The organism is Streptomyces sp. NPDC046870 (assembly GCF_040704595.1).
Taxonomy (GTDB): domain Bacteria; phylum Actinomycetota; class Actinomycetes; order Streptomycetales; family Streptomycetaceae; genus Streptomyces; species Streptomyces argyrophylli.
Map to the genome: position 1 here is coordinate 529,250 of NZ_JBEYXM010000001.1, position 21,214 is coordinate 550,463.

General features: G+C 71.6%; 19 protein-coding genes and 2 tRNA genes. 11 read left to right on the forward strand and 10 right to left on the reverse strand.

The features are described from left to right. Positions 1 to 84: 84 nt before the first annotated feature. From AB0946_RS02350 to AB0946_RS02365, 4 genes are all read right to left on the reverse strand, one after another. Positions 85 to 750, reverse strand: coding sequence for an ATP-dependent Clp protease proteolytic subunit (locus AB0946_RS02350; protein WP_030648613.1), 666 nt, complete (start codon positions 748 to 750; stop codon positions 85 to 87). 67 nt (positions 751 to 817) lie between these two features. After that, positions 818 to 1,423, reverse strand: coding sequence for an ATP-dependent Clp protease proteolytic subunit (locus AB0946_RS02355; protein WP_051009690.1), 606 nt, complete (start codon positions 1,421 to 1,423; stop codon positions 818 to 820). 283 nt (positions 1,424 to 1,706) lie between these two features. Continuing rightward, complete coding sequence (gene tig, locus AB0946_RS02360) at positions 1,707 to 3,095, reverse strand: trigger factor (RefSeq protein WP_366758756.1); 1,389 nt, start codon at positions 3,093 to 3,095, stop codon at positions 1,707 to 1,709. A gap of 194 nt (positions 3,096 to 3,289) precedes the next feature. Beyond that, positions 3,290 to 3,366 (reverse strand) — tRNA-Pro (locus AB0946_RS02365). Positions 3,367 to 3,524: 158 nt separating this feature from the next. Between AB0946_RS02365 and AB0946_RS02370 the strand changes: the two genes are divergently transcribed. After that, positions 3,525 to 3,595: transfer RNA gene (locus AB0946_RS02370), tRNA-Gly, on the forward strand. Between the two features lie 323 nt (positions 3,596 to 3,918). Here AB0946_RS02370 and AB0946_RS02375 read toward each other — a convergent pair. Then, on the reverse strand, positions 3,919 to 4,113 hold the full coding sequence (locus tag AB0946_RS02375) for a hypothetical protein (protein ID WP_030648672.1): 195 nt from the start codon (positions 4,111 to 4,113) through the stop codon (positions 3,919 to 3,921). A gap of 440 nt (positions 4,114 to 4,553) precedes the next feature. Here AB0946_RS02375 and AB0946_RS02380 point away from each other — a divergent pair, with 440 nt between their 5' ends. Then, positions 4,554 to 5,729 carry an acyltransferase family protein gene (locus AB0946_RS02380; RefSeq protein WP_366758757.1) on the forward strand — a complete coding sequence of 392 codons (1,176 nt, stop codon included), beginning with the start codon at positions 4,554 to 4,556 and terminating at the stop codon, positions 5,727 to 5,729. 29 nt (positions 5,730 to 5,758) lie between these two features. Here AB0946_RS02380 and AB0946_RS02385 read toward each other — a convergent pair whose 3' ends face one another. Both AB0946_RS02385 and AB0946_RS02390 read right to left on the reverse strand, forming a co-directional pair. Next, positions 5,759 to 6,205, reverse strand: coding sequence for an HD domain-containing protein (locus AB0946_RS02385; protein ID WP_366758758.1), 447 nt, complete (start codon positions 6,203 to 6,205; stop codon positions 5,759 to 5,761). Positions 6,206 to 6,275: 70 nt separating this feature from the next. Beyond that, complete coding sequence (locus tag AB0946_RS02390) at positions 6,276 to 7,448, reverse strand: PP2C family protein-serine/threonine phosphatase (protein ID WP_171156339.1); 1,173 nt, start codon at positions 7,446 to 7,448, stop codon at positions 6,276 to 6,278. 160 nt (positions 7,449 to 7,608) lie between these two features. Here AB0946_RS02390 and AB0946_RS02395 point away from each other — a divergent pair, with 160 nt between their 5' ends. Continuing rightward, positions 7,609 to 8,850: a GNAT family N-acetyltransferase gene (locus AB0946_RS02395; RefSeq protein ID WP_366758759.1), complete on the forward strand. Its 1,242-nt coding sequence runs from the start codon at positions 7,609 to 7,611 to the stop codon at positions 8,848 to 8,850. A 22-nt stretch (positions 8,851 to 8,872) separates the two neighbouring features. Here AB0946_RS02395 and AB0946_RS02400 read toward each other — a convergent pair whose 3' ends face one another. Together AB0946_RS02400 and AB0946_RS02405 are read right to left on the reverse strand one after the other, a co-directional pair. After that, complete coding sequence (locus AB0946_RS02400) at positions 8,873 to 9,682, reverse strand: DNA-formamidopyrimidine glycosylase family protein (protein WP_366758760.1); 810 nt, start codon at positions 9,680 to 9,682, stop codon at positions 8,873 to 8,875. A 32-nt stretch (positions 9,683 to 9,714) separates the two neighbouring features. Continuing rightward, positions 9,715 to 10,203: a ribose-5-phosphate isomerase gene (locus AB0946_RS02405; RefSeq protein WP_014672723.1), complete on the reverse strand. Its 489-nt coding sequence runs from the start codon at positions 10,201 to 10,203 to the stop codon at positions 9,715 to 9,717. A 214-nt stretch (positions 10,204 to 10,417) separates the two neighbouring features. Between AB0946_RS02405 and AB0946_RS02410 the strand changes: the two genes are divergently transcribed. Beyond that, positions 10,418 to 11,836 (forward strand): amino acid permease, encoded by a 1,419-nt coding sequence (locus tag AB0946_RS02410; protein WP_366758761.1) that lies wholly within the window; start codon positions 10,418 to 10,420, stop codon positions 11,834 to 11,836. 555 nt (positions 11,837 to 12,391) lie between these two features. Here AB0946_RS02410 and AB0946_RS02415 read toward each other — a convergent pair. Continuing rightward, positions 12,392 to 12,973 (reverse strand): biotin transporter BioY, encoded by a 582-nt coding sequence (locus AB0946_RS02415; protein WP_366758762.1) that lies wholly within the window; start codon positions 12,971 to 12,973, stop codon positions 12,392 to 12,394. Between the two features lie 436 nt (positions 12,974 to 13,409). Between AB0946_RS02415 and AB0946_RS02420 the strand changes: the two genes are divergently transcribed. The 7 genes from AB0946_RS02420 to AB0946_RS02450 all read left to right on the forward strand — a co-directional run bounded on the left by AB0946_RS02420 (position 13,410) and on the right by AB0946_RS02450 (position 21,155). Further along, positions 13,410 to 14,609: an ROK family transcriptional regulator gene (locus AB0946_RS02420; protein WP_366758763.1), complete on the forward strand. Its 1,200-nt coding sequence runs from the start codon at positions 13,410 to 13,412 to the stop codon at positions 14,607 to 14,609. A 206-nt stretch (positions 14,610 to 14,815) separates the two neighbouring features. Beyond that, on the forward strand, positions 14,816 to 15,859 hold the full coding sequence (locus tag AB0946_RS02425; protein WP_366758764.1) for an ABC transporter substrate-binding protein: 1,044 nt from the start codon (positions 14,816 to 14,818) through the stop codon (positions 15,857 to 15,859). Next, positions 15,856 to 16,701, forward strand: coding sequence for an ABC transporter permease (locus AB0946_RS02430; protein WP_366758765.1), 846 nt, complete (start codon positions 15,856 to 15,858; stop codon positions 16,699 to 16,701). The genes AB0946_RS02425 and AB0946_RS02430 overlap by 4 nt, the downstream gene beginning before the upstream one ends. Then, positions 16,677 to 17,411, forward strand: coding sequence for an ABC transporter ATP-binding protein (locus tag AB0946_RS02435; RefSeq protein WP_366758766.1), 735 nt, complete (start codon positions 16,677 to 16,679; stop codon positions 17,409 to 17,411). Before AB0946_RS02430 ends, AB0946_RS02435 begins: the two co-directional genes overlap by 25 nt. Next, positions 17,408 to 18,745, forward strand: coding sequence for an LLM class flavin-dependent oxidoreductase (locus AB0946_RS02440; RefSeq protein ID WP_366758767.1), 1,338 nt, complete (start codon positions 17,408 to 17,410; stop codon positions 18,743 to 18,745). The genes AB0946_RS02435 and AB0946_RS02440 overlap by 4 nt, the downstream gene beginning before the upstream one ends. An 11-nt stretch (positions 18,746 to 18,756) precedes the next feature. After that, positions 18,757 to 19,647 carry a TauD/TfdA family dioxygenase gene (locus AB0946_RS02445; RefSeq protein WP_366758768.1) on the forward strand — a complete coding sequence of 297 codons (891 nt, stop codon included), beginning with the start codon at positions 18,757 to 18,759 and terminating at the stop codon, positions 19,645 to 19,647. Between the two features lie 122 nt (positions 19,648 to 19,769). Beyond that, positions 19,770 to 21,155: an amino acid permease gene (locus AB0946_RS02450; protein ID WP_366758769.1), complete on the forward strand. Its 1,386-nt coding sequence runs from the start codon at positions 19,770 to 19,772 to the stop codon at positions 21,153 to 21,155. The last annotated feature ends 59 nt before the right edge of the window (positions 21,156 to 21,214 follow it).

Sequence of the window (21,214 nt, forward strand, 5' to 3'; positions counted from 1 at the left end):
GGGCCCGGTGTTCGGGCCCCCCTTGGCAGGGTTCACTTTGACGTGCACCGTGCCAAGAGGGGCCGGACGTGCGTGGTTGCGCTGTCAGCGGACCGCGCTGTTGTTCAGCTTGCGGGTGGAGATGATCTGGTCGACGAGGCCGTACTCCAGCGCCTCCTCGGCCGTGAGGATCTTGTCCCGCTCGATGTCCTCGCGGACCTGCTCGATCGGCCGGTTCGAGTGCTTGGCCAGCATGTTCTCCAGCTGCTCACGCATCCGGGTGAACTCGTTGGCGATGATCTCCAGGTCGGAGAGCTGGCCGCGGCCGGTGGAGCCGGCCGGCTGGTGGATCAGCACCCGGGAGTTCGGCAGCGCCATGCGCTTGCCGGGGGTGCCGGCGGCGAGCAGGATGGCCGCGGCGGAGGCCGCCTGGCCCATGCAGACCGTCTGGATGTCGGGCTTCACGAACTGCATCGTGTCGTAGATCGCCGTGAGGGCGGTCATGTCGCCACCGGGGCTGTTGATGTAGATCGAGATGTCCCGGTCCGGGTCCATCGACTCCAGGCACAGCAGCTGCGCCATGACGTCGTTGGCGGAGGCGTCGTCGATCTGGACGCCCAGGAAGATCACGCGCTCCTCGAAGAGCTTCGCGTACGGGTCGTACTCGCGGATGCCCTGGGAGGTGCGCTCGACGAAGCGCGGGATGACGTAGCGGCTGTCGGGGCGGGGCCCTTCGTACATGCCGCTGGCGGCGCCGGGGAAGTTGCTCATGGGGTTCACCGTCCTGGTGGCGTTCGGGGGGCTGGTGTCTCGGCGGTGCGTGGCGTGGCCGGACCGGTCAGGCACCGGTGCCGCCGCCTCCCGGAACACCCGAGGCGTGCGTGATGATCTCGTCAATGAGACCGTACTCCTTGGCCTCCTCCGGGGTGAACCAGCGGTCGCGGTCACCGTCGCGGATGATCGCCTCGACCGTCTGGCCCGAGTGGAGGGCGGTGAGCTCCGACATGCGCTTCTTGGTGCGCATCAGGTACTCGGCCTGGATCTTGATGTCCGAGACCGTACCGCCGAGACCCGCGGAGCCCTGGTGCATCATGATGTCCGCGTGCGGCAGGGCGAAGCGCTTGCCGGCCGCGCCGCCGGTCAGCAGGAACTGGCCCATCGAGGCGGCCATGCCCATGGCGATCGTCACCACGTCGTTCGGGATGTACTGCATGGTGTCGTAGATCGCCATGCCGGCCGTGACCGAGCCGCCCGGGCTGTTGATGTAGAGGTAGATGTCCTTGTCCGGGTCGGCGGCAAGGAGCAGCAGCTGCGCGGTGATCTTGTTGGCGATGTCGTCGTCAACCTGCTGGCCGAGGAAGATGATCCGCTCGTTGAGCAGCCGGTTGTAGACCTGGTCGCCGAGGCCACCACCGATGGAAGGCTCGCCGGCGGCGGAGGGCATCAGATTCGTCACGTATCCACCTGCTCGTCTTACGACGGCGCCGGGCCGTCTCATTGTTCTGCCTTTCATGGACCCTAACGCGACGTTCCCTCCGGGGAATCCCGGTAAGTGAGCTGTTCGCTGTGAGCGCAGGTCGCTCGGCGGGGGCGCCGGGGAACGCCCGTCACGGCCGTGCCGGGGCAGGCGGCGGGGGAAGGGTCCGGGAGGTCCGGGAGAAGGCGACGGGCCCCGGGGGAAGCCCCCAGGGCCCGTCGTGCGTGCCTCACAGGCGCCGCGGGACCGCTCAGCCCTCGGCCTTCTCCTCGGCGGAGTCGGACGCCTCGGTGGCCTCGGCCGTGGCCGGCGCCTCCTCGGTCTCCTCCTCGTCGTCCAGGTCGACGATCTCGCCGTTGGTGTCCTTCACCGTGGCGGACTCGACCACGACGGCCAGGGCCTTGCCGCGGGCGACCTCGCCGACCAGGAGCGGCACCTGGCCGCCCTCGACGACGGCCTGGGCGAACTGGTCGGGGGACATGCCGGAGGAGGCCGCACGCCGCATGAGGTGCTCGGTGAGCTCCTCCTGGTTGACGTTGAGGTTCTCCTTCTTGACCAGCTCGTCCAGGACGAACTGGGTCTTGATGCCCTTGACCGCGGCCTCGCGGGTCTCGGTCTCGAACTCCTCGGCGGTCTTGCCCTGGATCTCCAGGTACTTGTCGAGGGTGAGGCCCATCTGGGCGAGCTGGTGGTGCTCCAGGTTGTGCTTGCGGGTGTTGATCTCGTCCTCGAGGAGCTTCTCGGGGACGGGGACCTCCACCAGCTCCAGCAGCTTCTCCAGGACGCGCTCCTGGGCCTGCGTGGCCTGGTCGAACTGCTTCATGTTGGCGAGGCGCTTGCGGCTGTCCGCCTTCAGCTCCTCCAGGGTGTCGAACTCGGAGGCCAGCTGAGCGAACTCGTCGTCCAGCTCGGGCAGTTCGCGGGCGGCGACCTGGGTGACCTTGACGGTGACCTCGGCCTCCTTGCCCGCGGCGGAGCCGCCCTTCAGCTCGGAGGTGAAGGTGGCCTCCTCACCGGCGGACAGGCCCTTGACGGCGTCGTCGATGCCGTCAAGCAGCTCTCCGGAGCCGATGGTGTAGGAGACGCCGTTGGCGATGCCGTCCTCCAGCACCTCGCCGTCGACCTTGGCCTCCAGGTCGATGGTGACGACGTCGCCGTCCTCGGCGGCGCGCTCGACCGGGGAGGTCGACGCGAAGCGCTCACGGAGCTGCTCCACGGACTTCTCGATGTCCTCGTCCGTCACCTCGACGGCGTCGACCTCGACCTCGATACCGGAGTAGTCCGGGATCTCCAGGGCGGGGCGGACGTCGACCTCGGCGGTGAAGTTCAGCGTCTCGCCGTCCTTCAGCTCGGTGATGTCGACCTCGGGCTGGCCCAGCGGGCTCAGCTCGGCCTCGTTGACCGCCTCGGTGTAGAACTTGGGCAGCGCGTCGTTGACGGCCTCCTCCAGCACCGCACCGCGGCCGAACCGCTGGTCGATCACGCGGGCCGGGATCTTGCCCTTGCGGAAGCCCTTCACCGTGACCTGCTGGTTGATCTTCTTGTACGCCGCGTCGAGGCTGTCCTTGAGCTCCTCGAAGGGCACCTCGACAGTGAGCCGAACCCGGGTCGGGTTCAGGGTCTCCACGGCGCTCTTCACGGTTCGGTCTCCTTGTGGCTGACTTCTCGGGTTCTGCCGGAGCCCGATGGGTCCGGCGGATTTCGCCGCCCGGAGGAGTTCGTAGGCCGTGAGGGCCGGGACACACGGGCGCGCAGCTTGCATAGTAACCGCAGCCGGTCGGCGCCCCAAAAGGCGATCATCGGGACGTCACTGAGCCGGACGTCCCGAGCCGGTGGTCGGGGTGGCGGGATTTGAACCCACGGCCTTCCGCTCCCAAAGCGGACGCGCTACCAAGCTGCGCCACACCCCGTCTGGTGCGACACGTAGGGTACATGGCCGGACCCGGTCCGTCGGCCGCATTCTCCGGGCGGGACGCGCGGTGCGGCGCGGCCGACTCGGTGGCCTCGGCGGCGGGCGACCCGCTACGATGCCTTCAGTGCCGCGGTCGCCGACCTGCGGCGCACTGCTGCGGGCGTAGCTCAATGGTAGAGCCCTAGTCTTCCAAACTAGCTACGCGGGTTCGATTCCCGTCGCCCGCTCTGGATGCCGAAGGCCCAGGTGAGAGGGTGTTTCCCTCTGACCTGGGCCTTCGGTCGTACCAGGGGCGGTCCGGTCCGGCGCGCCCCCGCCCCACAGGGGCCGGGCAGGAGCGGGGCGGGACGGCGGACGGGGTGCCGACCTTGACCGGGTCTCCGCCCGCACCGCGATCCGGAGCGGCGCCGGGGCGAGGGCCCCGTGGAGAGGTGCGGATCGCGGGCGGCGGGGCGCGGCCCGCCCGGACGAAGAGGGCACCGTCCTTCCGGGTGCGGCCGTGCGGCCGGACGCGGGTTGCCGGCCGTCGTCCGGGCCCCGGCTCCCCGGGTCAGAACCTGATCGAGTTGATGGACTCCGCTATCGAGTTCAGGAACCGGTTGATCGACGGCGCCATGCCGGTCGAGGCGAGGAAGAAACCGAAGAGGATGGCGACGATGGCCGGGCCGGCCTTGATGTTCCCCCCTCGGATCAACACCACCAGGATGATCGCCAACAGCAGCACCACAGACAGTGAAATGGCCACAACTGATCACACCCTCGGTCGGTCCGCTCTCCCGGCCCGGAGGTACGGCCCGCGCACCCCCGCCAGAACCATCGTGCCACCAACACGCCCCCCTTATGCGGGTCCTGACGCAACGCCGGACGGACACACACGCGCGGGACACCTCGCACAGGAATGCGACCGGCGACGCGGTCACGAAATCCACACGAATTCACGGGACTTCGTTTCAATAACCACGCAATGCACGGGAAGAGGAATCCGCGTACGGGACACAGAGGGCCGTATGCCCGAATTAGTCTGTATTAATCGGTACATCCGGGGCGAACGGACGACACCTGTGTGCCCATCATCACGTCGACCAGGATGGCAAGTTCGGCGAATTACGGGGTACCCGGGCGGGATAACCAGGAATGACAGTGCGGGTTTTACGGAATCCCACAGCCGACGCTAGGGTGCCTGAGATGTTCGACGCCGCAACGTCCCCCGGCCACAGCCGCAGGCCGCTCCCCCCGGCACAGCCGCCGGTGCGTGGGCTGCCCGACCGGCCCACCCCGACGAGCGCGCGGGAGCAGTCGCGGACCGACAGACCCGGCAGGCAGCGCGACGCGTTCTTCGACAACGCCAAGTACCTGGCGATCGTGCTGGTGGCACTGGGGCACTCCTGGTCGGCGATCAAGACCGACAACCGGGTCCTCGAAGGCCTGTACAACGTCGTGTACACCTTCCACATGCCGGCGTTCATCGTCATCTCCGGCTACTTCTCCCGCAGTTTCGACATGCGCCCGGACCGGCTGAAGCGGCTGGTCACCGGCATAGCCGTCCCGTACCTGCTGTTCCAGATCGCCTATTCGCTGTTCCGGCGCTACGCGGGCCACGCCGACGACCCGATCAGTCTCGTCTCCCCGTACTACCTGACCTGGTTCCTGTGCGCGCTGTTCATCTGGCGCCTGACCACCCCCCTGTGGAAGCTGGTCCGCCGGCCGCTGCCCCTCGCGCTGGGCATCGCCATGGTCGGATCGGTCACCCCGGGCCTCGACGACAACCTGGACCTCGGCCGGGTCCTGCAGTTCCTGCCCTGCTTCGTCCTCGGGCTGCTGCTGAAGCCCGAGCACTTCACGCTGATACGCCGGCCCGCGGTGCGGGTGCTGTCCGTACCGGTGTTCGCCGCGGCCCTGGCCGTCGGCTGGTGGTCCGTGCCGCGTGTGGACGGCGGATGGTTCTACCGGCAGAGCTCGGCGCAGGACATCGGTGCGCCCTGGTGGACCGGGCCGCTGATGACGCTGGCCATGTTCGGCTGCGCGTTGCTGCTGACCGCCTGCTTCCTGGCCTGGGTGCCGGGCCGCCGCACGTGGTTCACCGCGCTCGGCGCGGGCACGCTGTACGGCTACCTGCTCCACGGTTTCGTGGTCAAGAGCACGCTCTACGCGGGCGGGTTCGACCTCGCCGAGCGGTACGGCGCCCTGGGCACGGTCGTCGTCACCGTCCTCGCGGCCGCCGCCGTGACGGTGCTGTGCACCAGGCCGGTGCAGCGCGTCTTCCGCTTCGCGATGGAGCCGAAGATGGAGTGGGCGTTCCGGCAGGACGCGGCCGAGGTGGCCCGCGAACGGCACAAGCCGCGGGAGACGGTCGGCGTCTAGCCGGTCCCGCTCCCCCTCGGGAACCCCGCTCAGGCTTCCAGGCCGAGAAGCGCGCGCGTCCTGGCGTACTTCTCGGCCAGCCGTTCCCGGGTCGGCTCGTCGAGCGCGGCGAGCCGGCCCGGGTCGGCGTTGTGCGCGAGGTCGGCCTCCTTCACCAGCAGCGCGCCCGGCGTGTCGAGGATGCGGCGCGTGTACGCCTCCAGTTCCTCCCCGGGACGCTTGGTGAGGGCGTCCACGATGGCCTTGGTGCGCGGGGTGAGGGCGGCGCCGGCCAGCCACTCCCGGCTGAGCGCGTCGTCCTCGACGGAGTCGTGCAGCCAGGCCGCCGCGATCTGCTCCGGGTCACCGCCGCGCTCCCGCACTCCCCGGGCGACGGCCGCGAGGTGTCCGGCGTACGGCTGCCCCGCCTTGTCGGTCTGCCCCTCGTGGGCGGCCCGCGCGACGGCCTCGACCTCCGCGAGCGTGAGCTGCGTCATGGCACCAGTGTCCCCCCGCACCGCACCCGGCGCCCGCCACCGGGAACGGCCGCGGCCCGGCGAGCGCGGGTCAGCGGCCGTTCGCCGTCGGCTGGCGGCAGATGAGGAGCAGGGCGCGGTCGTCGTTGACGTCCTTGGCGACCGCCTCGATGAGGTGCCAGGCGGCGCCGTGGAAGCCGCCGGCCACATAGCGGTCGGCCTCGCCGGTGAGCCGGTCGATGCCCTCCACGATGTCCCGGTCGGAGGTCTCCACCAGTCCGTCGGTGAACAGCATCAGGACGTCCCCGGGGCGCAGCGAGCCCTTCACGGGGTCGAACTGCGCGCCGTCGTACACCCCGAGCAGCGGCCCCTCGGCGGCCTTCTCCTCCCAGCGTCCGCTGCCCGCGCTGAGCTGGAGCCCCGGGGGGTGTCCGGCGGAGTACAGCTCGTAGTCCCCGGAGTCCAGGTCCAGGACCAGGTGGATGGAGGTGGCGAAGCCCTCCTCCCACTCCTGGCGCAGGAGGTAGCCGTTGGCGGCCGGGAGGAAGGCGTGCGGCGGGAGGGAGCCCAGCAGGCCGCCGAAGGCGCCGGACAGCAGCAGGGCGCGCGAGCCCGCGTCCATGCCCTTGCCGGACACGTCGGTGAGCACGACCTCCAGCGTCCGGCCGCCGTTCGTGCGGGCGGCGACGACGAAGTCACCGGAGAAGGACTGGCCGCCCGCCGGGCGCAGGGCCATCTCGTGGTGCCAGCCCTGCGGCAGCTTCGGCAGCTTGCTCTGCACCCGGATGCGCTCGCGCAGGTCGAACAGCATGGTGCCGCCGCGCCGCCAGGGCACGCCGACCCGGCTGCGGAACTGCGCGGTCAGCAGTCCGAAGAAGCCGCAGGCGGCCACCACCAGGACCACGCCCGGGGTGACCCGGGAGGGGCCCTCGGTGTACGGGCCGAGGCGGACCGACTCCACGATCAGCGCGGTGGCCGCCGCCGCGTACAGGCCGAGCAGGCTCGCCGGGCGCAGCAGCAGGCCGCCGGCGACGATCGGCAGCACCAGGGTGGCCGGGGAGCACCACACGGAGTCGAGGAGGGTCATGGTCGCGAGGACCGGGACCATCAGGAGCAGTCCGGCGAAGGCGATCCAGTCGGAGCCGTCCCCGCGGAAGTAGTCCACGGCACTTCTGCGCAGGCCGACGCGGGCCCGGTGCCACTGCATCTTCCACCGGGCCGTCAACGTCTCGGCCTTCGCGCGCCGCTGTCGTCCTGCTGCCATCAGTTCGCGACCCTATCCAGCGGACCGGCTGCTTGGCACGGGAGGTCCCACTTGTCCCCCTGTGGGATTCCACTTCGCCGCTCCTCGGCCGGGTTCCGGCGGCCCGGCCCGGGGTCGAAAATCACTGGCTCGCCCCCCTTCGCCCTGATAGGCATGGCGCATGGGGACTGAGAGCGGGACCGAGTTGAAGACGCTGCGCCAGGAGGAGTTCGACCGGTGGTGGGAGCACCTGGTCCGCGCGTTCGGCGGCGGGCCGATGTCCGCCGAGGAACGCGAACTGGACAAGTCGCTCACCGAGTTCGACCGTTCCCTGGCCGCCTGGGACGGGGACGCGCTCGTCGGCACGTCCGGGGCGTTCAGCTTCCGGATGACCGTGCCGGGCGGGGCGGTGGTGCCCACCGCGGGCGTGACGATGGTCAGCGTGGCCGCGACGCACCGGCGGCGCGGGGTGCTGACGTCGATGATGCGCCGGCTGCTGGACGACGCGCGTGCCAAGGGCGAGCCGCTGGCGGCGCTGTTCGCCTCCGAGCCCGCGATCTACGGCCGTTTCGGCTTCGGCGCGGCGACCTGCCAGCTCATCGCCGAGATCGACACCGGCCGGGTGACCCTGGCGGTGCCCGAGGGCACCGACGCGGTGCGCGTGCGCTACGCGGCGCCCGCCGACGTCCTCGCGGAGTGCGAGGCGGTGTACGCGGCCCTGGTGCCCCGGCGCCCGGGCATGCTGGCGCGGCAGCCCGGCTGGGAGCGGACGGCGCTGCTCGACCCGGAGAGCGAGCGGGAGGGCGCGTCGGCGCTGCAGTGCGTGGTCGCCGAGCGGGACGGCGAGATCACCGGGTACGCGCGCTTCCGCACGAAGATGGGCTGGGGGCGGAGCGGCCACGACGGCACGGTGACGCTGCAGGACCTGGCCGCGCTCGATCCGGCGAGCGAGGCGGCGCTGTGGCGTTTCCTGTTCGGCATCGACCTGATGACGACGCTGAAGATGCGGGGGCGGCCGGTCGACGACGCCTGGCAGTACATGGTCTCCGACCTGCGCCGCTGCCTGCCGACGACACGGGACGCCGGGTACGTCCGGCTGGTGGACGTGGGGGCGGCCCTGTCGGCCCGTACGTATCTGACGCCCGTCGACGTCGTGTTCGAGGTCGAGGACGCCTTCTGCCCCTGGAACGCGGGGCGTTGGCGGCTGACCGGCGACCCGAAGGGCGCGTCCTGCGAGCGGACGGCGGACGCGGCCGACCTCGCGCTGTCCGAGCGTGAGCTGGGCGCGGCGTATCTGGGCGGGGTGACCCTGCTGTCGCTGGCGGCGGCCGGGCGGGTGCGGGAGCTGCGGCCGGGAGCGCTGGCCGAGGCGTCGGTGGCGTTCGGCGCACCGGTGGCCCCGTGGCTGCCCCACGGGTTCTAGGCCGGCGCTTCCGGCGGGCCGGTCAGCGTTTCTGGCAGGTCGGGCACCAGAAGAGGTTGCGGGCGGCGAGGTCGGCGGTGCGGACCTCGCCGCCGCAGACGTGGCAGGGCAGGTTCGCCCGGCGGTAGACGTACACCTCGCCGCCGTGGTCGTCGACGCGGGGCGGGCGGCCCATGGCCTGCGGGGTGTGCTCCGGGCGGACGGTGTCGATGCGGTTGTCGCGGACGCCCTCCCGCATCAGCGCGACCAGGTCGGCCCAGATCGCGTCCCACTCGGCCGGGGTGATGTCCCGGCCCGCGCGGTAGGGGTCGATACCGTGCCGGAACAGCACCTCGGCGCGGTAGACGTTGCCGACGCCGGCCACGATCCTCTGGTCCATGAGCAGCGCGGCGATCGTCGTACGGCTGCGGGAGATCCGGCGGTGGGCCGCGGCCGGGTCGGCGTCCGCGCGCAGCGGGTCGGGGCCGAGCCGGTCGTGGACCGCCCGCTTCTCGGCGTCCGTGATCAGGGCGCAGGTGGTGGGGCCGCGCAGATCGACGTACGAGGTGTCGTCGGCGAGCCGGAGCCGGACGGTGTCGGCCGGCGGGGGCGCCGGGGCGTCCCCGAAACCGACCTTGCCGAAGAGGCCGAGGTGGATGTGGACCCAGTCGCCGTCCCGGAAGCCCAGGAAGAGGTGCTTGCCGTGGGCTTCCGTGGCGGTCAGCTCGCTGCCGTCCAGGAGGGCGGCGGCGTCGGAGAACTTGCCCTGGGGGCTGGTGACGCGGACGGCCCGTCCCGAGAAGCGCTCGGCGTAGTCCTGGGCCAGCCGGTGGATCGTGTGCCCCTCTGGCACGGGTCCCTGTTCCTTCCCGCCCCCTGGAGGGCTCAGTCCTGCTGCGGGTGGTGCGCCGGGATCGGCGGGAGGTCGCCCGTGGTCTCGTACGCCGACAGCATGTCGATGCGGCGGATGTGACGCTCGTCACCGGAGAACGGGGTGTTGAGGAAGACCTCGACGAACTTGGTCGCCTCCTCCGTGCTGTGCATGCGCGCACCCACGGCCACCACGTTGGCGTTGTTGTGCTGCCGGCCGAGCGTGGCCGTCTCCTCGCTCCAGGCCAGCGCCGCGCGCACGCCCTTCACCTTGTTCGCGGCGATCTGCTCGCCGTTGCCGGAGCCGCCGATGACGATGCCGAGGGCGTCCGGGTCCGCGGCCGTCCGCGCCGCGGCACGGAGGCAGAAGGGCGGGTAGTCGTCCTGGGCGTCGTAGATGTGCGGCCCGCAGTCGACGGGCTCGTGGCCGGCGGCCTTCAGCCACTCGACGAGGTGGTTCTTGAGTTCGTAGCCCGCATGGTCGGAGCCGAGATACACGCGCATGCCACGAGTGTGACACGCCCCCATCGGGGCAGCAGCCCCAGGGTGTCGCCGGGTATCCGGGGCAGCGCATGTGAGGCAGACCATAGATCCTCAAGGGAACCTCAAGTAACGATACGGATTCAGAGGTTCCCGAATTCGTTCACCTCGGATTCACTGGACCGACTCGTACACCGCTCGTACGGGCAGCTCTACCTGGCGCAAAGGAAATCCGTCCATGACCCCTGGTTCGGGCCTCCAAGCAGGACTGAAAAACCGCCACCTTTCGATGATCGCGATCGGTGGCGTCATCGGAGCCGGCCTTTTCGTCGGTTCCAAAGCCGGTATCGCCACCGCGGGACCGGGCATCCTCCTGTCGTACGCCCTCGTCGGCACGCTCGTCGTCCTCGTGATGCGCATGCTCGGCGAGATGTCCGCCGCCAACCCCACCTCCGGCTCGTTCTCGGCGCACGCCGACCGCGCGCTGGGCCGCTGGGCCGGGTTCTCCATCGGCTGGCTCTACTGGTTCTTCTGGGTCGTCGTGCTCGCCGTCGAGGCGACCGCCGGTGCCCAGATCCTCGAAGGCTGGGTCCCGGCCGTCCCGCAGTGGGCTTGGGCGCTCATCGTGATGACCGTGCTGACCGCGACCAACCTGGTCTCCGTCGGCTCCTACGGCGAGTTCGAGTTCTGGTTCGCCGGCATCAAGGTCGTGGCGATCGGCGCGTTCATCGTCGTCGGCCTGCTGGCCATCTTCGGCGTCCTGCCGGGCGTGCACGCCGACCAGGCGAGCTTCGGCAACCTGACCTCGCACGGCGGGTTCCTGCCGCACGGTCCGGGCTCGATCCTCACCGGTGTGCTGCTGGTCGTCTTCTCCTTCATGGGCAGCGAGATCGCCACGCTGGCGGCCGGCGAGTCCGAGGACCCGCAGCGCGCGGTCACCAAGTCCACCAACAGCATCATCTGGCGGATCGGCGTCTTCTACCTGGGCTCGATCCTGGTCGTGGTCTCGCTGCTGCCGTGGGACGACGCGTCCATCGCGAAGGACGGCTCCTACGTCGCCGCGCTGAACTCGCTGGGCATCGCGCACGCCGGTCAGATCATGAACTTCATCGTGCTGACGTCGGTGCTGTCCTGTCTGAACTCCGGCCTGTACACGGCCTCCCGCATGGCCTTCTCGCTCGGCGAGCGGGGCGACGCGCCGAAGGCGTTCGCGCGGGTCAACAGCCGCGGCGTGCCGATGGCGGCGATCCTCGCGTCCGTGGTGTTCGGCTTCGTCGCCGTCTTCTTCAACTACCTGTCCCCGGACAAGATCTTCCTCTTCCTCGTCAACTCCTCCGGAGCGGTGGCCCTGTTCGTGTGGCTGGTCATCTGCTTCTCGCAGCTGCGGATGCGGAAGATCATCCAGCGCGAGGCGCCGGAGAAGCTGGTCGTGCGGATGTGGCTGTACCCGTACCTGACCTGGGCGACGGCCGCGCTGATCGTGTTCGTGCTCGGCTACATGCTGACGGACACGAAGCACGACGGCCGCGAGACCGTGCTGCTGTCGCTGCTGGTCGCGGCGGTCGTGCTGGTGATCGCCGTGGTGAAGGAGCGGATCCGGGCCGGCCGCCCGGCCCCCGCCGCCGAGGCCCCGGCCGACAAGGTGTCCGTCGGCTGATCCGGCCCTGCACGGCCTTACCACATGGCCGCATGACCTGACGGAGGCTGTCAGGTCATGCGGCCTTGCCGCGTTCCGTGACGCACACGGGCGCCTGGGCGGCGGGCTCGGCTTCCCGGCCCGGGGGTCCGGGTACGCGGCCGGCCACGCGCGGTCGCCGGAGCTCGTCACCGCCGACGGCACGCTCCGCCGGGTCTCCCCGCACTCCGGCCCTGACCTGCGCCGGGCGCCGCTCGGACGCGCCCGAGCCGGACGTCGAGCGGGCCGGGGCGGCAGCGGACCTGGTGGGTGCGGGTCGGCGCCGGAGGCGATGCCCCACCGGGAGGGGCGGTTCCCGGTGCGGGTGCCGACCGTCGGGGGCCGTCGGCGGGCGCGGGCCGTGCCGGACCCGGTGGTCGCGCCGCCGGCCGACGGCGCGCTCGGCCGGTCGCTCGACTTGGCCTTCGGCGCGGGCGACCGGATCGCGGGGGTGTACGACGCCGGGACGCGGAAGAGGCCCGCCCGGGTGAAGGAGACCTTCGACCCGGGCGGGCCTCTTCCGCGGGAATCGCGGCGTCAGCGCTTGTCGACCAGCTTCCAGGCGGTGGGCAGCACGCCCATCGCCAGGGCGGCCTTGAGGGCGTCACCGATCAGGAACGGGGTGAGGCCGGCCGCGACGGCCTGGGACGCGGACAGGTGGGCGGCCAGGGCCAGGTAGGGAACGCCGACCGCGTAGACGACGGCCTCGCCGAGGATCATCGTGCCGGCCGTGCGCAGCGCGGAGCGGTCGGCACCGCGGCGGGCCAGGGCGCCGACGAGCGCGGAGGCGAGCACCATGCCGAGCACGTAGCCGAAGGAGACCATGCCCGCGCCGGAGGTGCCCTGCGCGAACCACGGCACGCCCGCCACACCGGCGACCGCGTACAGCGCGAGGGAGAGGAAGCCGCGGCGGGCCCCGAGCGTGGTGCCGACGAGCAGCGCGGCGAAGGTCTGGCCGGTCACCGGCACCGGGGATCCGGGCACCGGCACGGACAGCTGGGCCGCGAGACCGGTGAGCACCGCGCCGCCGACGACGAGGGCGACGTCACGGACGCGGGACGCGGGCAGCAGGTCGGCGAGGACGGCGCCGGGGCGGGCGGTGGCGGTGGCGGTGCTCATGGGGACTCCGCGGGTGACGGGGACATGCTGGGACAGGGTGACGCTATCCGAGCGAGCCGTGGACGATCACCGTCAGCGCCCGACAAAGGGCGGAACGAGAGCTTCGTGGGCTCCGGACAAAGAGTGCCGGCTACACCGTCCGAGGCGTGACCCTGATCACGGAGGCAGGGACGTTTCGCTCACGTGAAGCCCGTGCTGACGAAACTGTGCGGTCTCACCAAACGGACGCCGGTCGTCTGGTCGGAGTCCCGCTGCCTGCCCTACCCTTCAGCCATGGTTGCCCAGGCCCGTTATCTCACCTCGCGTCGCTATGTCGATCTGCGACGCCAGGGCACGGCCACCTGTCGCCGTCCGGGATAGGGGCGGGCCGTCCGGCACGCCTCACCCCCTCCGAGCCTCCGAGACGTGTCGGCCCCGCTCCCGAGGACGGTCCTCCATGCCCCGTACCGCCGTTCCCACCCTGCCCTCGCCCGTGCCGCGTGCCGCCGACAGCGACCGGCGGCGCACCAGCGCCAGCGTCGTGCTGCGCTCCGTGCTGGAGCACGGCCCGGTGGCGCGCAGCACCATCGCCCGGCTGACCGGGCTGTCCCCGGCGTCGGTGACCGAGCACTGCGCCCGGCTCGCCGAGCGGGGCCTGATCCGGGAGTCGGCCGCGCCCCGCCGCTCGAACGGGGTCGGCCGGCCGCACGTGCCCGTCGACCTCGACGACACCCGTTTCCTGGTCGCCGGGGTGCACGTGGCCGTGCCGTACACCACGGTGGCGCTGCTGGACCTGCGGGGCCGCGTGGTGGCCCGGCGGGAGCTGCGGCACGAACGGACCGACCCGGCCTGGGTGGTGGCGCGGGCCGCCGAGGGGCTCGCGGGGCTGCTGGCCAGGATGCCGGGCCGGCGCCCGCTCGGGGTCGGGCTGGCGGTCGGCGGCTGGGTGGACCGGGAGACGGGCACCGTGGTCGAGCACGAGCTGCTGGGCTGGCGGGACGTGCCGGTGCGGGAGCTGCTGCGCGCCCGCACCGGGCTGCCGGTCCAGGTGGACGGGCACGCGCGGGCGCTGGTGCACGGGGAGCGGCTGTTCGGACGGGCCCGGGGCAGCCGGAGCGTGCTGCACCTGTTCGTCGGCAACGTGGTCGACGCCGCCTTCGCCACCCATGACGAGGTGCACTACGGCCCCCGGTCCGCGGCCGGCGCGATCGCCCACCTGCCGGTGCCGGGCGGCACCGAGCCGTGCGCGTGCGGCCGTACCGGCTGCCTCCAGGTGGAGCTGGGCGAGCGGACGTTGTGCCGGCGGGCGCGGGCGGCCGGGGTGGCCGATCCGGCCAACCCGATGCGTGTGGTGGCCGCGGCGGCGGCCGGGGACCCGGTGGCCCGGCGGCTGCTGGTGGAGCGGGCGCGGGCGACGGGGCGGGCGGCCGGGTTGCTGCTGGACGTGCTGAACCCGGAGACGGTCGTCGTCACCGAGGTGGGTGTCATGCATGTCGAGGGGTGCCTCGAGGCACTCCGGGACGCGGTCGGCACGGAGCGATCCGCCGCCGTCCTCCCGACGAGTTTCCCGGATTCCGTGCTGGCGCTGGCGGGCGGGTCCGTCGTACTGGACGCGTTGTTCCGGGATCCGCTGGGTGCGTCACCTGAGGGTATTTAATTCAGAAACTCGGAATGTTGACACGGGTCGAGCATGGCCGGGAACATCCTGGTCATGAGCCCTCTCACGAGCTGTCGCACCCTCTGTTGCTGACATGTTGCCGCGCATGAAGCGCGTGTTTCCCGCTGCGTGAGTCCTCTTCCTCCGGCCTGCTTCTCCCGGAATTCCTCCTGCTTTTCTCTTCTTTTTCTCCTGGGAGTCCTCCCATGCACCGTCGTGCCTTTCTCACCTCCGTGTTCGGCGCGTCCGCCGCCGTCGCCGGGCTGTCCGGCTGCGCGCACGGCAACGCCGCCGCCGACACCCGTGGTGCCGCCACCGAGCCGCTCGCCGACAAGGTCCCGGCCAGCACCAGCCTGAAGATCGCCTCCTACCTGGGCCAGCAGCAACTCCAGTTCAGGCTGGCGAAGCTGCCCGAACTGCCGTTCAAGGTGGCCGACTGGCTGAACATCGGCGCGGGCCCGGACGTGATCAACGCGTTCCGCGCCCGTTCCCTGGACCTGGCCAACAACGCGGGCATCCCGCCGATCCAGGCCCACTACCAGGGCTTCGACGCGAAGATCGTGGCGATCGACATCACCCGCAAGCCCAACTACCTCTTCGCCACCAGGCCCGGCAGCGACATCCGCGCGGTCGGGGACTTCAAGGGCAAGAAGCTCGCCTTCTCGCAGGGGCAGGCCCAGGGTGTCGTGCTGCTGCGGGCGCTGAAGAAGGCGGGCCTCGGCTACGACGAGGTGAAGCTGGTCCCGCTGACGAGCAACCAGTTCCTCACCGCCCTGCAGTCCGGGCAGGTGGACGTGGCCCCGCTCGCCATCAACCAGGCGCCCGCCTACCTGAAGCAGTACTCCTCCAAGGGCGCCCGCTCCATCCCCACCGACGTCGTCGACCTGCTCAACCTGCTGTGGGCGCCGCGGTCCGTGCTGGACGACCCGGCGAAGGCCGCCGCGATCGCCGCCTACATCCCGCAGTGGGCCAAGGGCCAGGTGTGGCAGTACGAGCACCCGGACGTCTGGAACGAGGAGTTCTACGTCAAGACGCAGAACCTGACCCTCGCCCAGGCGCGGGGCATCGCCGCCCTGGCCAACAAGCCGCTGTTCCCGCCCAGCTGGGACGAGGCGATCAGGTGGGAGCAGGAGACCGCCGACCTGCTCGCCGAGGGCGGCTTCGTGAAGAAGTTCGACGTGTCCTCGCTGTTCGACCACCGCTTCGAGTCCCTCGCCGCCAAGGCCGTACCCGAGGAGTACCGGAGGTGACCGCCGTGACCACGACGACCGCCGTTCCCCGGACCGCCGCCGGGGACCTCCCCCAGGTCCGCCGGCGCCGCCGGCTCTCCCCCGGACGCCGGCTGCCGGCCGCCCGGCTCATCGGCCCGCTGGTGCTGCTCGCCGCGTGGGCCGCCGCCTCGGCCGCCGGAACGCTGGACACGGGGGCGATCCCCGCGCCCTGGACCGTCCTGCGCACCGCCGGCCACCTGTGGACCGACGGCACCCTGCCCACCGACGTGCTGACCTCCCTGGAGCGGGCCGGCTACGGCTTCGCGATCGGCCTGAGCGCCGGGGTGCTGCTCGCCCTCGCCTCCGGCCTGAGCCGGGCCGGGGAGGCGCTGATCGACGGGACCGTACAGCTCAACCGGGCGATCCCCACCCTCGGTCTGATCCCGCTGTTCATCCTCTGGCTGGGCATCGGCGAGACCTTCAAGATCGCCATCATCGCGATCGTCGTCTACGTCCCGGTCTACCTGAACACGCACGCCGCGCTGTCCGGCATCGACAGCCGCTTCGTCGAACTCGCCGAGGTGCAGGGCCTGTCACGGCTCGCCTTCGTCCGCCAGGTGGTGATCCCCGGCGCACTGCCCGGATTCTTCGTGGGACTCCGGCTCGGCGTCACCGGCTCCTGGCTGGGACTGGTGGTCCTGGAGCAGATCAACGCCACCAGCGGGCTCGGCTACCTGATGTTCCAGGCGCAGAACTACGGCCAGTCCGACGTCATCCTGGTCGGCCTGCTGATCTACGGCGTCTTCGGCCTGGTCTCCGACAGCGTGGTCCGTCTGATCGAACGGAGGGTGCTGTCATGGCGCCGCACACTGAGCAACTGACCCGGCCCGCCGTGCGGCTGCGCGGCCTGACCCGGTCGTTCGCGGGCCGTACCGTCCTCGAGGGCATCGACCTCGATCTGCCCGCCGGACAGTTCACGGCCCTGCTCGGGCACAGCGGTTCCGGCAAGTCGACCCTGCTGCGGGCCATCGCCGGCCTGGACCACGGAGTGGCCGGCGGCGGGCAGCTGACCGCGCCCGAGCGGGTGTCGGTCGTCTTCCAGGACTCGCGGCTGCTGCCCTGGCGGCGGGTGCTGGACAACGTCCTGCTCGGCCTGGACGGCAAGGACGCCGGGGAGCGCGGCCGGGCCGCCCTGGCGGAGGTCGGCCTCGCGGGACGGGAGCGGGCCTGGCCGGGTGAGCTGTCGGGCGGCGAGGCGCAGCGGGCGGCACTGGCCCGCTCCCTGGTCCGCGAGCCGGAACTGCTGCTGGCGGACGAGCCGTTCGGGGCACTGGACGCGCTCACCCGGATCAAGATGCACCAGCTGCTGCGCGAGCTGTGGACGCGCCACCGGCCGTCCGTCCTGCTCGTCACCCACGACGTGGACGAGGCGATCGTGCTCGCCGACCGGGTCCTCGTCCTGGACCGGGGCCGCATCGGCCTCGACCTGACCATCGACCGGCCCCACCCGCGCTCGTACCGCGAGCCGCTGCTGGGCGAGTACCGCGAGCGGCTGCTGGCCGCCCTCGGCGTCACGGAGGACCACCGGTGACCGCGAGACAGCTCCACCTGAACGCGTTCCTGATGAACACCGGGCACCACGAGGCGTCCTGGCGGCTGCCCGAGAGCGACCCGTACGCCCACGTGGAGCTCAGCCACTACGTCCGGCTCGCCCGGATCGCCGAACGCGGCACCTTCGACTCGCTCTTCCTCGCCGACGGCCCCCAGCTGTGGAGCAACCTCGCCCAGCGGCCGGCCGGCGCGCTGGAACCGCTCACCCTGCTGACCGCGCTGGCGACGGCCACCGAGCACATCGGCCTGATCGCCACCGCGTCCACCTCCTACAACTCCCCGTACAACCTGGCCCGCAGGTTCGCCTCGCTGGACATCGTCAGCGGCGGCCGGGCCGGCTGGAACATCGTCACCACCGCCGGCAAGGAGGCCGCCCGCAACTTCGGGCTCGCCGACGAGCCCCCGCACGCGGAGCGGTACGCGCGCGCCGCCGAGTTCCTGGACGTGGCCCTCAAGCTGTGGGACAGCTGGGAGGACGACGCGATCGTGGCCGACAAGGCGGCCGGCGTCTGGGGCGACGACAGCAAGATCCACCCGCCCCGGCACCGGGGGACGTACTTCAGCGTCGCCGGCCCCCTCAACGTGCCGCGCACCCCGCAGGGCTACCCGCTGCTGGTCCAGGCCGGTTCCTCGGAGGACGGCAAGGCCTTCGCCGCCCGGTACGCCGAGGCGGTGTTCACCGCCCAGCAGACCCTCGCCGGTGCCCAGGACTTCTACGCCGACCTCAAGTCCCGGGCCGCCCGGGCCGGCCGGGACCCCGGGCACCTGAAGGTGCTGCCCGGGATCGTCCCGGTGCTCGGGTCCACGGAGGCCGAGGCGCGGGCCGCCGAGCGGCTGCTGGAGGACCACATCGTGTACGAGCACGGCGTGGACCGCCTGGAGAACCTGCTGCGTCTGCCGGCGGGCACGCTGGAGCTGGACGGCCCGCTGCCCGACGACCTGCCGCCCGAGTCCGCCATCGAGGGCGCCAAGAGCCGCTACACGCTCGTCGTGGAGCTGGCCCGGCGCGACCGGCTCACCGTCCGTCAGCTCATCGGCCGGCTCGGCGGCGGGCGCGGACACCTCACCTTCGCCGGGACGCCGGAGCAGGTCGCCGACCGGATCGAGACGTGGTTCACGCGGGGCGCCGCCGACGGCTTCAACATCATGCCGGCCGTGCTGCCCTCCGGCCTGGACGCCTTCGTCGAGCACGTCGTACCGCGCCTGCGCGCCCGCGGTCTGTTCCGCACCGAGTACGGGCCCCGGCAGACCCTCCGGGAGCGCTACGGCCTCCCCCGCCCCGCCAACCAGTACCTGACCCCCGCCTTCAGCTGAGGAGAACCCCGATGTCCATCGAGATCACCAAGGTCACCGCCCGCATCGGCGCGCGCGTCTCCGGCGTCGACATCACCCGGCCGCTCGCCCCGGAGGAGGTCACCGCGATCCGTGAGGCCCTGGGCGTCCACAAGGCGCTCGTCTTCGACGCCGGTGACCTGGACGACGCCGGCCAGCAGGCCTTCGCCCGCCACTTCGGCGAGCTGACCACGGCGCACCCGACGGTCGGCGCGGTCGACGGCGCCCCGAACGTGCTGCCGGTCGACAGCGAGCGGGGCCGCGCCAACCACTGGCACACGGACGTCACGTTCGTCCTGAACCCGCCGCAGGCCAGCACCCTGCGTTCGCTCACCGTGCCGCCGTACGGCGGCGAGACGCTGATCGCGAACGCGGCAGCGGCCTACCGCGACCTGCCCGAGCCGCTACGCCGCCTGGCCGACACCCTGTGGGCGGAGCACACCAACGACTACGACTACGCGGTGCCGGACGAGGAGATCGACGAGGAGCGGGCGGCCCAGCGCGCCCAGTTCACCTCCATCAAGTACCGCACCGCGCACCCGGTGGTCCGGGTGCACCCGCTGACCGGGGAGCGCGGGCTGTTCATCGGCGGGTTCGCGCAGCGGATCGTCGGCCTGTCGGCGGGCGAGTCCCGCAAGGTCCTGGACCTGCTCCAGGGGTACGTCACCCGTCCGGAGAACGTGCTGCGCCACCGCTGGTCGGAGCGCCAGCTGGTCCTCTTCGACAACCGCATCACCCAGCACTACGCCATCGACAACTACGACGGTCTGCCGCGCCGCCTGCACCGGGTGACCGTCGCCGGTGACGTGCCGGTCGGCATCGAGGGCAAGGAGAGCTACTCGATCGAGGGCGACGCGTCGCACTACACCCCCGTGGCCGCGTAACCGTAGATTCACCCTGTGTACCCCGGGTGTCCGGATGGTGGGCGGCCTTGTCGTGCGGGGGGACGGGCCGCCCAGACTGGCGGGGTTTTTGCCCCCCTATAGCACTGGGAGAGCCGCCCCCCATGCCCAGCAGCACGACCACCGGGACGCCACCGCGACAGCGGGCGGACGCCTCCCTCTCCCACGGCCTCAAGCAGCGCCACCTGTCGATGATCGCCCTGGGCGGGGTGATCGGCGCGGGCCTCTTCGTCGGCTCCGGCGCGGGCATCGCCGCCGCCGGCCCGTCCATAGTCGTCGCCTACGCCCTCTCCGGCGTCCTGGTGATGCTGGTGATGCGGATGCTCGGCGAGATGTCGGCCGCCCACCCGTCCTCGGGTTCCTTCTCGGCGCATGCCGAGCGGGCGATCGGCCCGTGGGCGGGCTTCGCCGCGGGCTGGTCCTTCTGGGTCCTGCTCTGCACGGCGGTGGGCCTGGAGGGCATCGGCGCCGCGAAGATCGTCCAGGGCTGGCTGCCGGGCACCCCGCAGTGGATGTGGGTCGCGCTGTTCATGGTCGTCTTCTGCGGGGCGAACCTGGCCGCCGTGAAGAACTTCGGCGAGTTCGAGTTCTGGTTCGCCGCGCTGAAGGTGGGCGCGATCAGCCTGTTCCTGGTGCTGGGCGTGCTGGCCATCGCGGGCGTGCTGCCCGGCACCGACTCCCCCGGCGCGTCGCACCTGACCGACTTCCTGCCGCACGGCAGCGAGGGCCTGCTGGTCGGCCTGCTCGCCTCGGTCTTCGCGTACGGCGGCCTGGAGACGGTCACCATCGCGGCGGCCGAGTCGGAGGACCCGGTGCGCGGTGTCGCCTCCGCCGTCCGCACGGCGATGTGGCGGATCGCCCTGTTCTACATCGGTTCGATGGCGGTCGTGGTCACCCTCGTGCCCTGGGACTCCGCGGAGGTCGTGGCGAAGGGCCCCTACGTCGCCACCCTGGACCACCTGGGCATCCCCGGCGCGGGCCAGCTGATGAACGTGGTCGTCCTGGTCGCCCTGCTGTCCGCGATGAACGCCAACATCTACGGCTCCTCGCGCATCGCCTACTCGCTGGTCGAGCGCGGCCAGGGCCCGAAGGCGCTGGCCCGGCTGTCCGGCGGGGTCCCCCGCGCCGCGGTCCTCACCTCCTGCTTCTTCGGCTTCGTGTGCGTGCTGCTCAGCTACTGGCGCCCGGACGACGTCTTCCCCTGGCTGCTGAACATGATCGGCGCGGTCATCCTGGTCGTCTGGATCTTCATCGCGGTCTCCCAGCTGCTGCTCCGCCGCCGCATCGAACGCGAGGCCCCCGGGAGGCTGGTCGTGCGCATGTGGGGCTTCCCGTGGCTGACCTGGGTCGCGCTGGCCGGCATGGTCGCGATCTTCGCCTTGATGGCCCGCGAGCCGGACACCCGGGTCCAGCTGTACTCGACGGGCGGGATGACGCTGGTCCTGGCGGCGGTGGGGTACGCCCGGCAGCGGGCGCGTGCCGGGCGCTGACCGCCGTATCCCGCAAGAGGCCCCCGCGTGCGACACGTGGGGGCCTTTCTGTTGCGCCG

What these genes read in the sequence shown, in the direction of transcription:
- AB0946_RS02350 (WP_030648613.1), bottom strand. Translation starts at nt 750, where the DNA reads ATGAGCAACTTCCCCGGCGCCGCCAGCGGCATGTACGAAGGGCCCCGC.
- AB0946_RS02355 (WP_051009690.1), bottom strand. Translation starts at nt 1,423, where the DNA reads ATGCCCTCCGCCGCCGGCGAGCCTTCCATCGGTGGTGGCCTCGGCGAC.
- AB0946_RS02380 (WP_366758757.1), top strand. Translation starts at nt 4,554, where the DNA reads ATGTTCGACGCCGCAACGTCCCCCGGCCACAGCCGCAGGCCGCTCCCC.
- AB0946_RS02385 (WP_366758758.1), bottom strand. Translation starts at nt 6,205, where the DNA reads ATGACGCAGCTCACGCTCGCGGAGGTCGAGGCCGTCGCGCGGGCCGCC.
- AB0946_RS02390 (WP_171156339.1), bottom strand. Translation starts at nt 7,448, where the DNA reads ATGGCAGCAGGACGACAGCGGCGCGCGAAGGCCGAGACGTTGACGGCC.
- AB0946_RS02395 (WP_366758759.1), top strand. Translation starts at nt 7,609, where the DNA reads ATGGGGACTGAGAGCGGGACCGAGTTGAAGACGCTGCGCCAGGAGGAG.
- AB0946_RS02405 (WP_014672723.1), bottom strand. Translation starts at nt 10,203, where the DNA reads ATGCGCGTGTATCTCGGCTCCGACCATGCGGGCTACGAACTCAAGAAC.
- AB0946_RS02410 (WP_366758761.1), top strand. Translation starts at nt 10,418, where the DNA reads ATGACCCCTGGTTCGGGCCTCCAAGCAGGACTGAAAAACCGCCACCTT.
- AB0946_RS02415 (WP_366758762.1), bottom strand. Translation starts at nt 12,973, where the DNA reads ATGAGCACCGCCACCGCCACCGCCCGCCCCGGCGCCGTCCTCGCCGAC.
- AB0946_RS02420 (WP_366758763.1), top strand. Translation starts at nt 13,410, where the DNA reads ATGCCCCGTACCGCCGTTCCCACCCTGCCCTCGCCCGTGCCGCGTGCC.
- AB0946_RS02425 (WP_366758764.1), top strand. Translation starts at nt 14,816, where the DNA reads ATGCACCGTCGTGCCTTTCTCACCTCCGTGTTCGGCGCGTCCGCCGCC.
- AB0946_RS02435 (WP_366758766.1), top strand. Translation starts at nt 16,677, where the DNA reads ATGGCGCCGCACACTGAGCAACTGACCCGGCCCGCCGTGCGGCTGCGC.
- AB0946_RS02445 (WP_366758768.1), top strand. Translation starts at nt 18,757, where the DNA reads ATGTCCATCGAGATCACCAAGGTCACCGCCCGCATCGGCGCGCGCGTC.
- AB0946_RS02450 (WP_366758769.1), top strand. Translation starts at nt 19,770, where the DNA reads ATGCCCAGCAGCACGACCACCGGGACGCCACCGCGACAGCGGGCGGAC.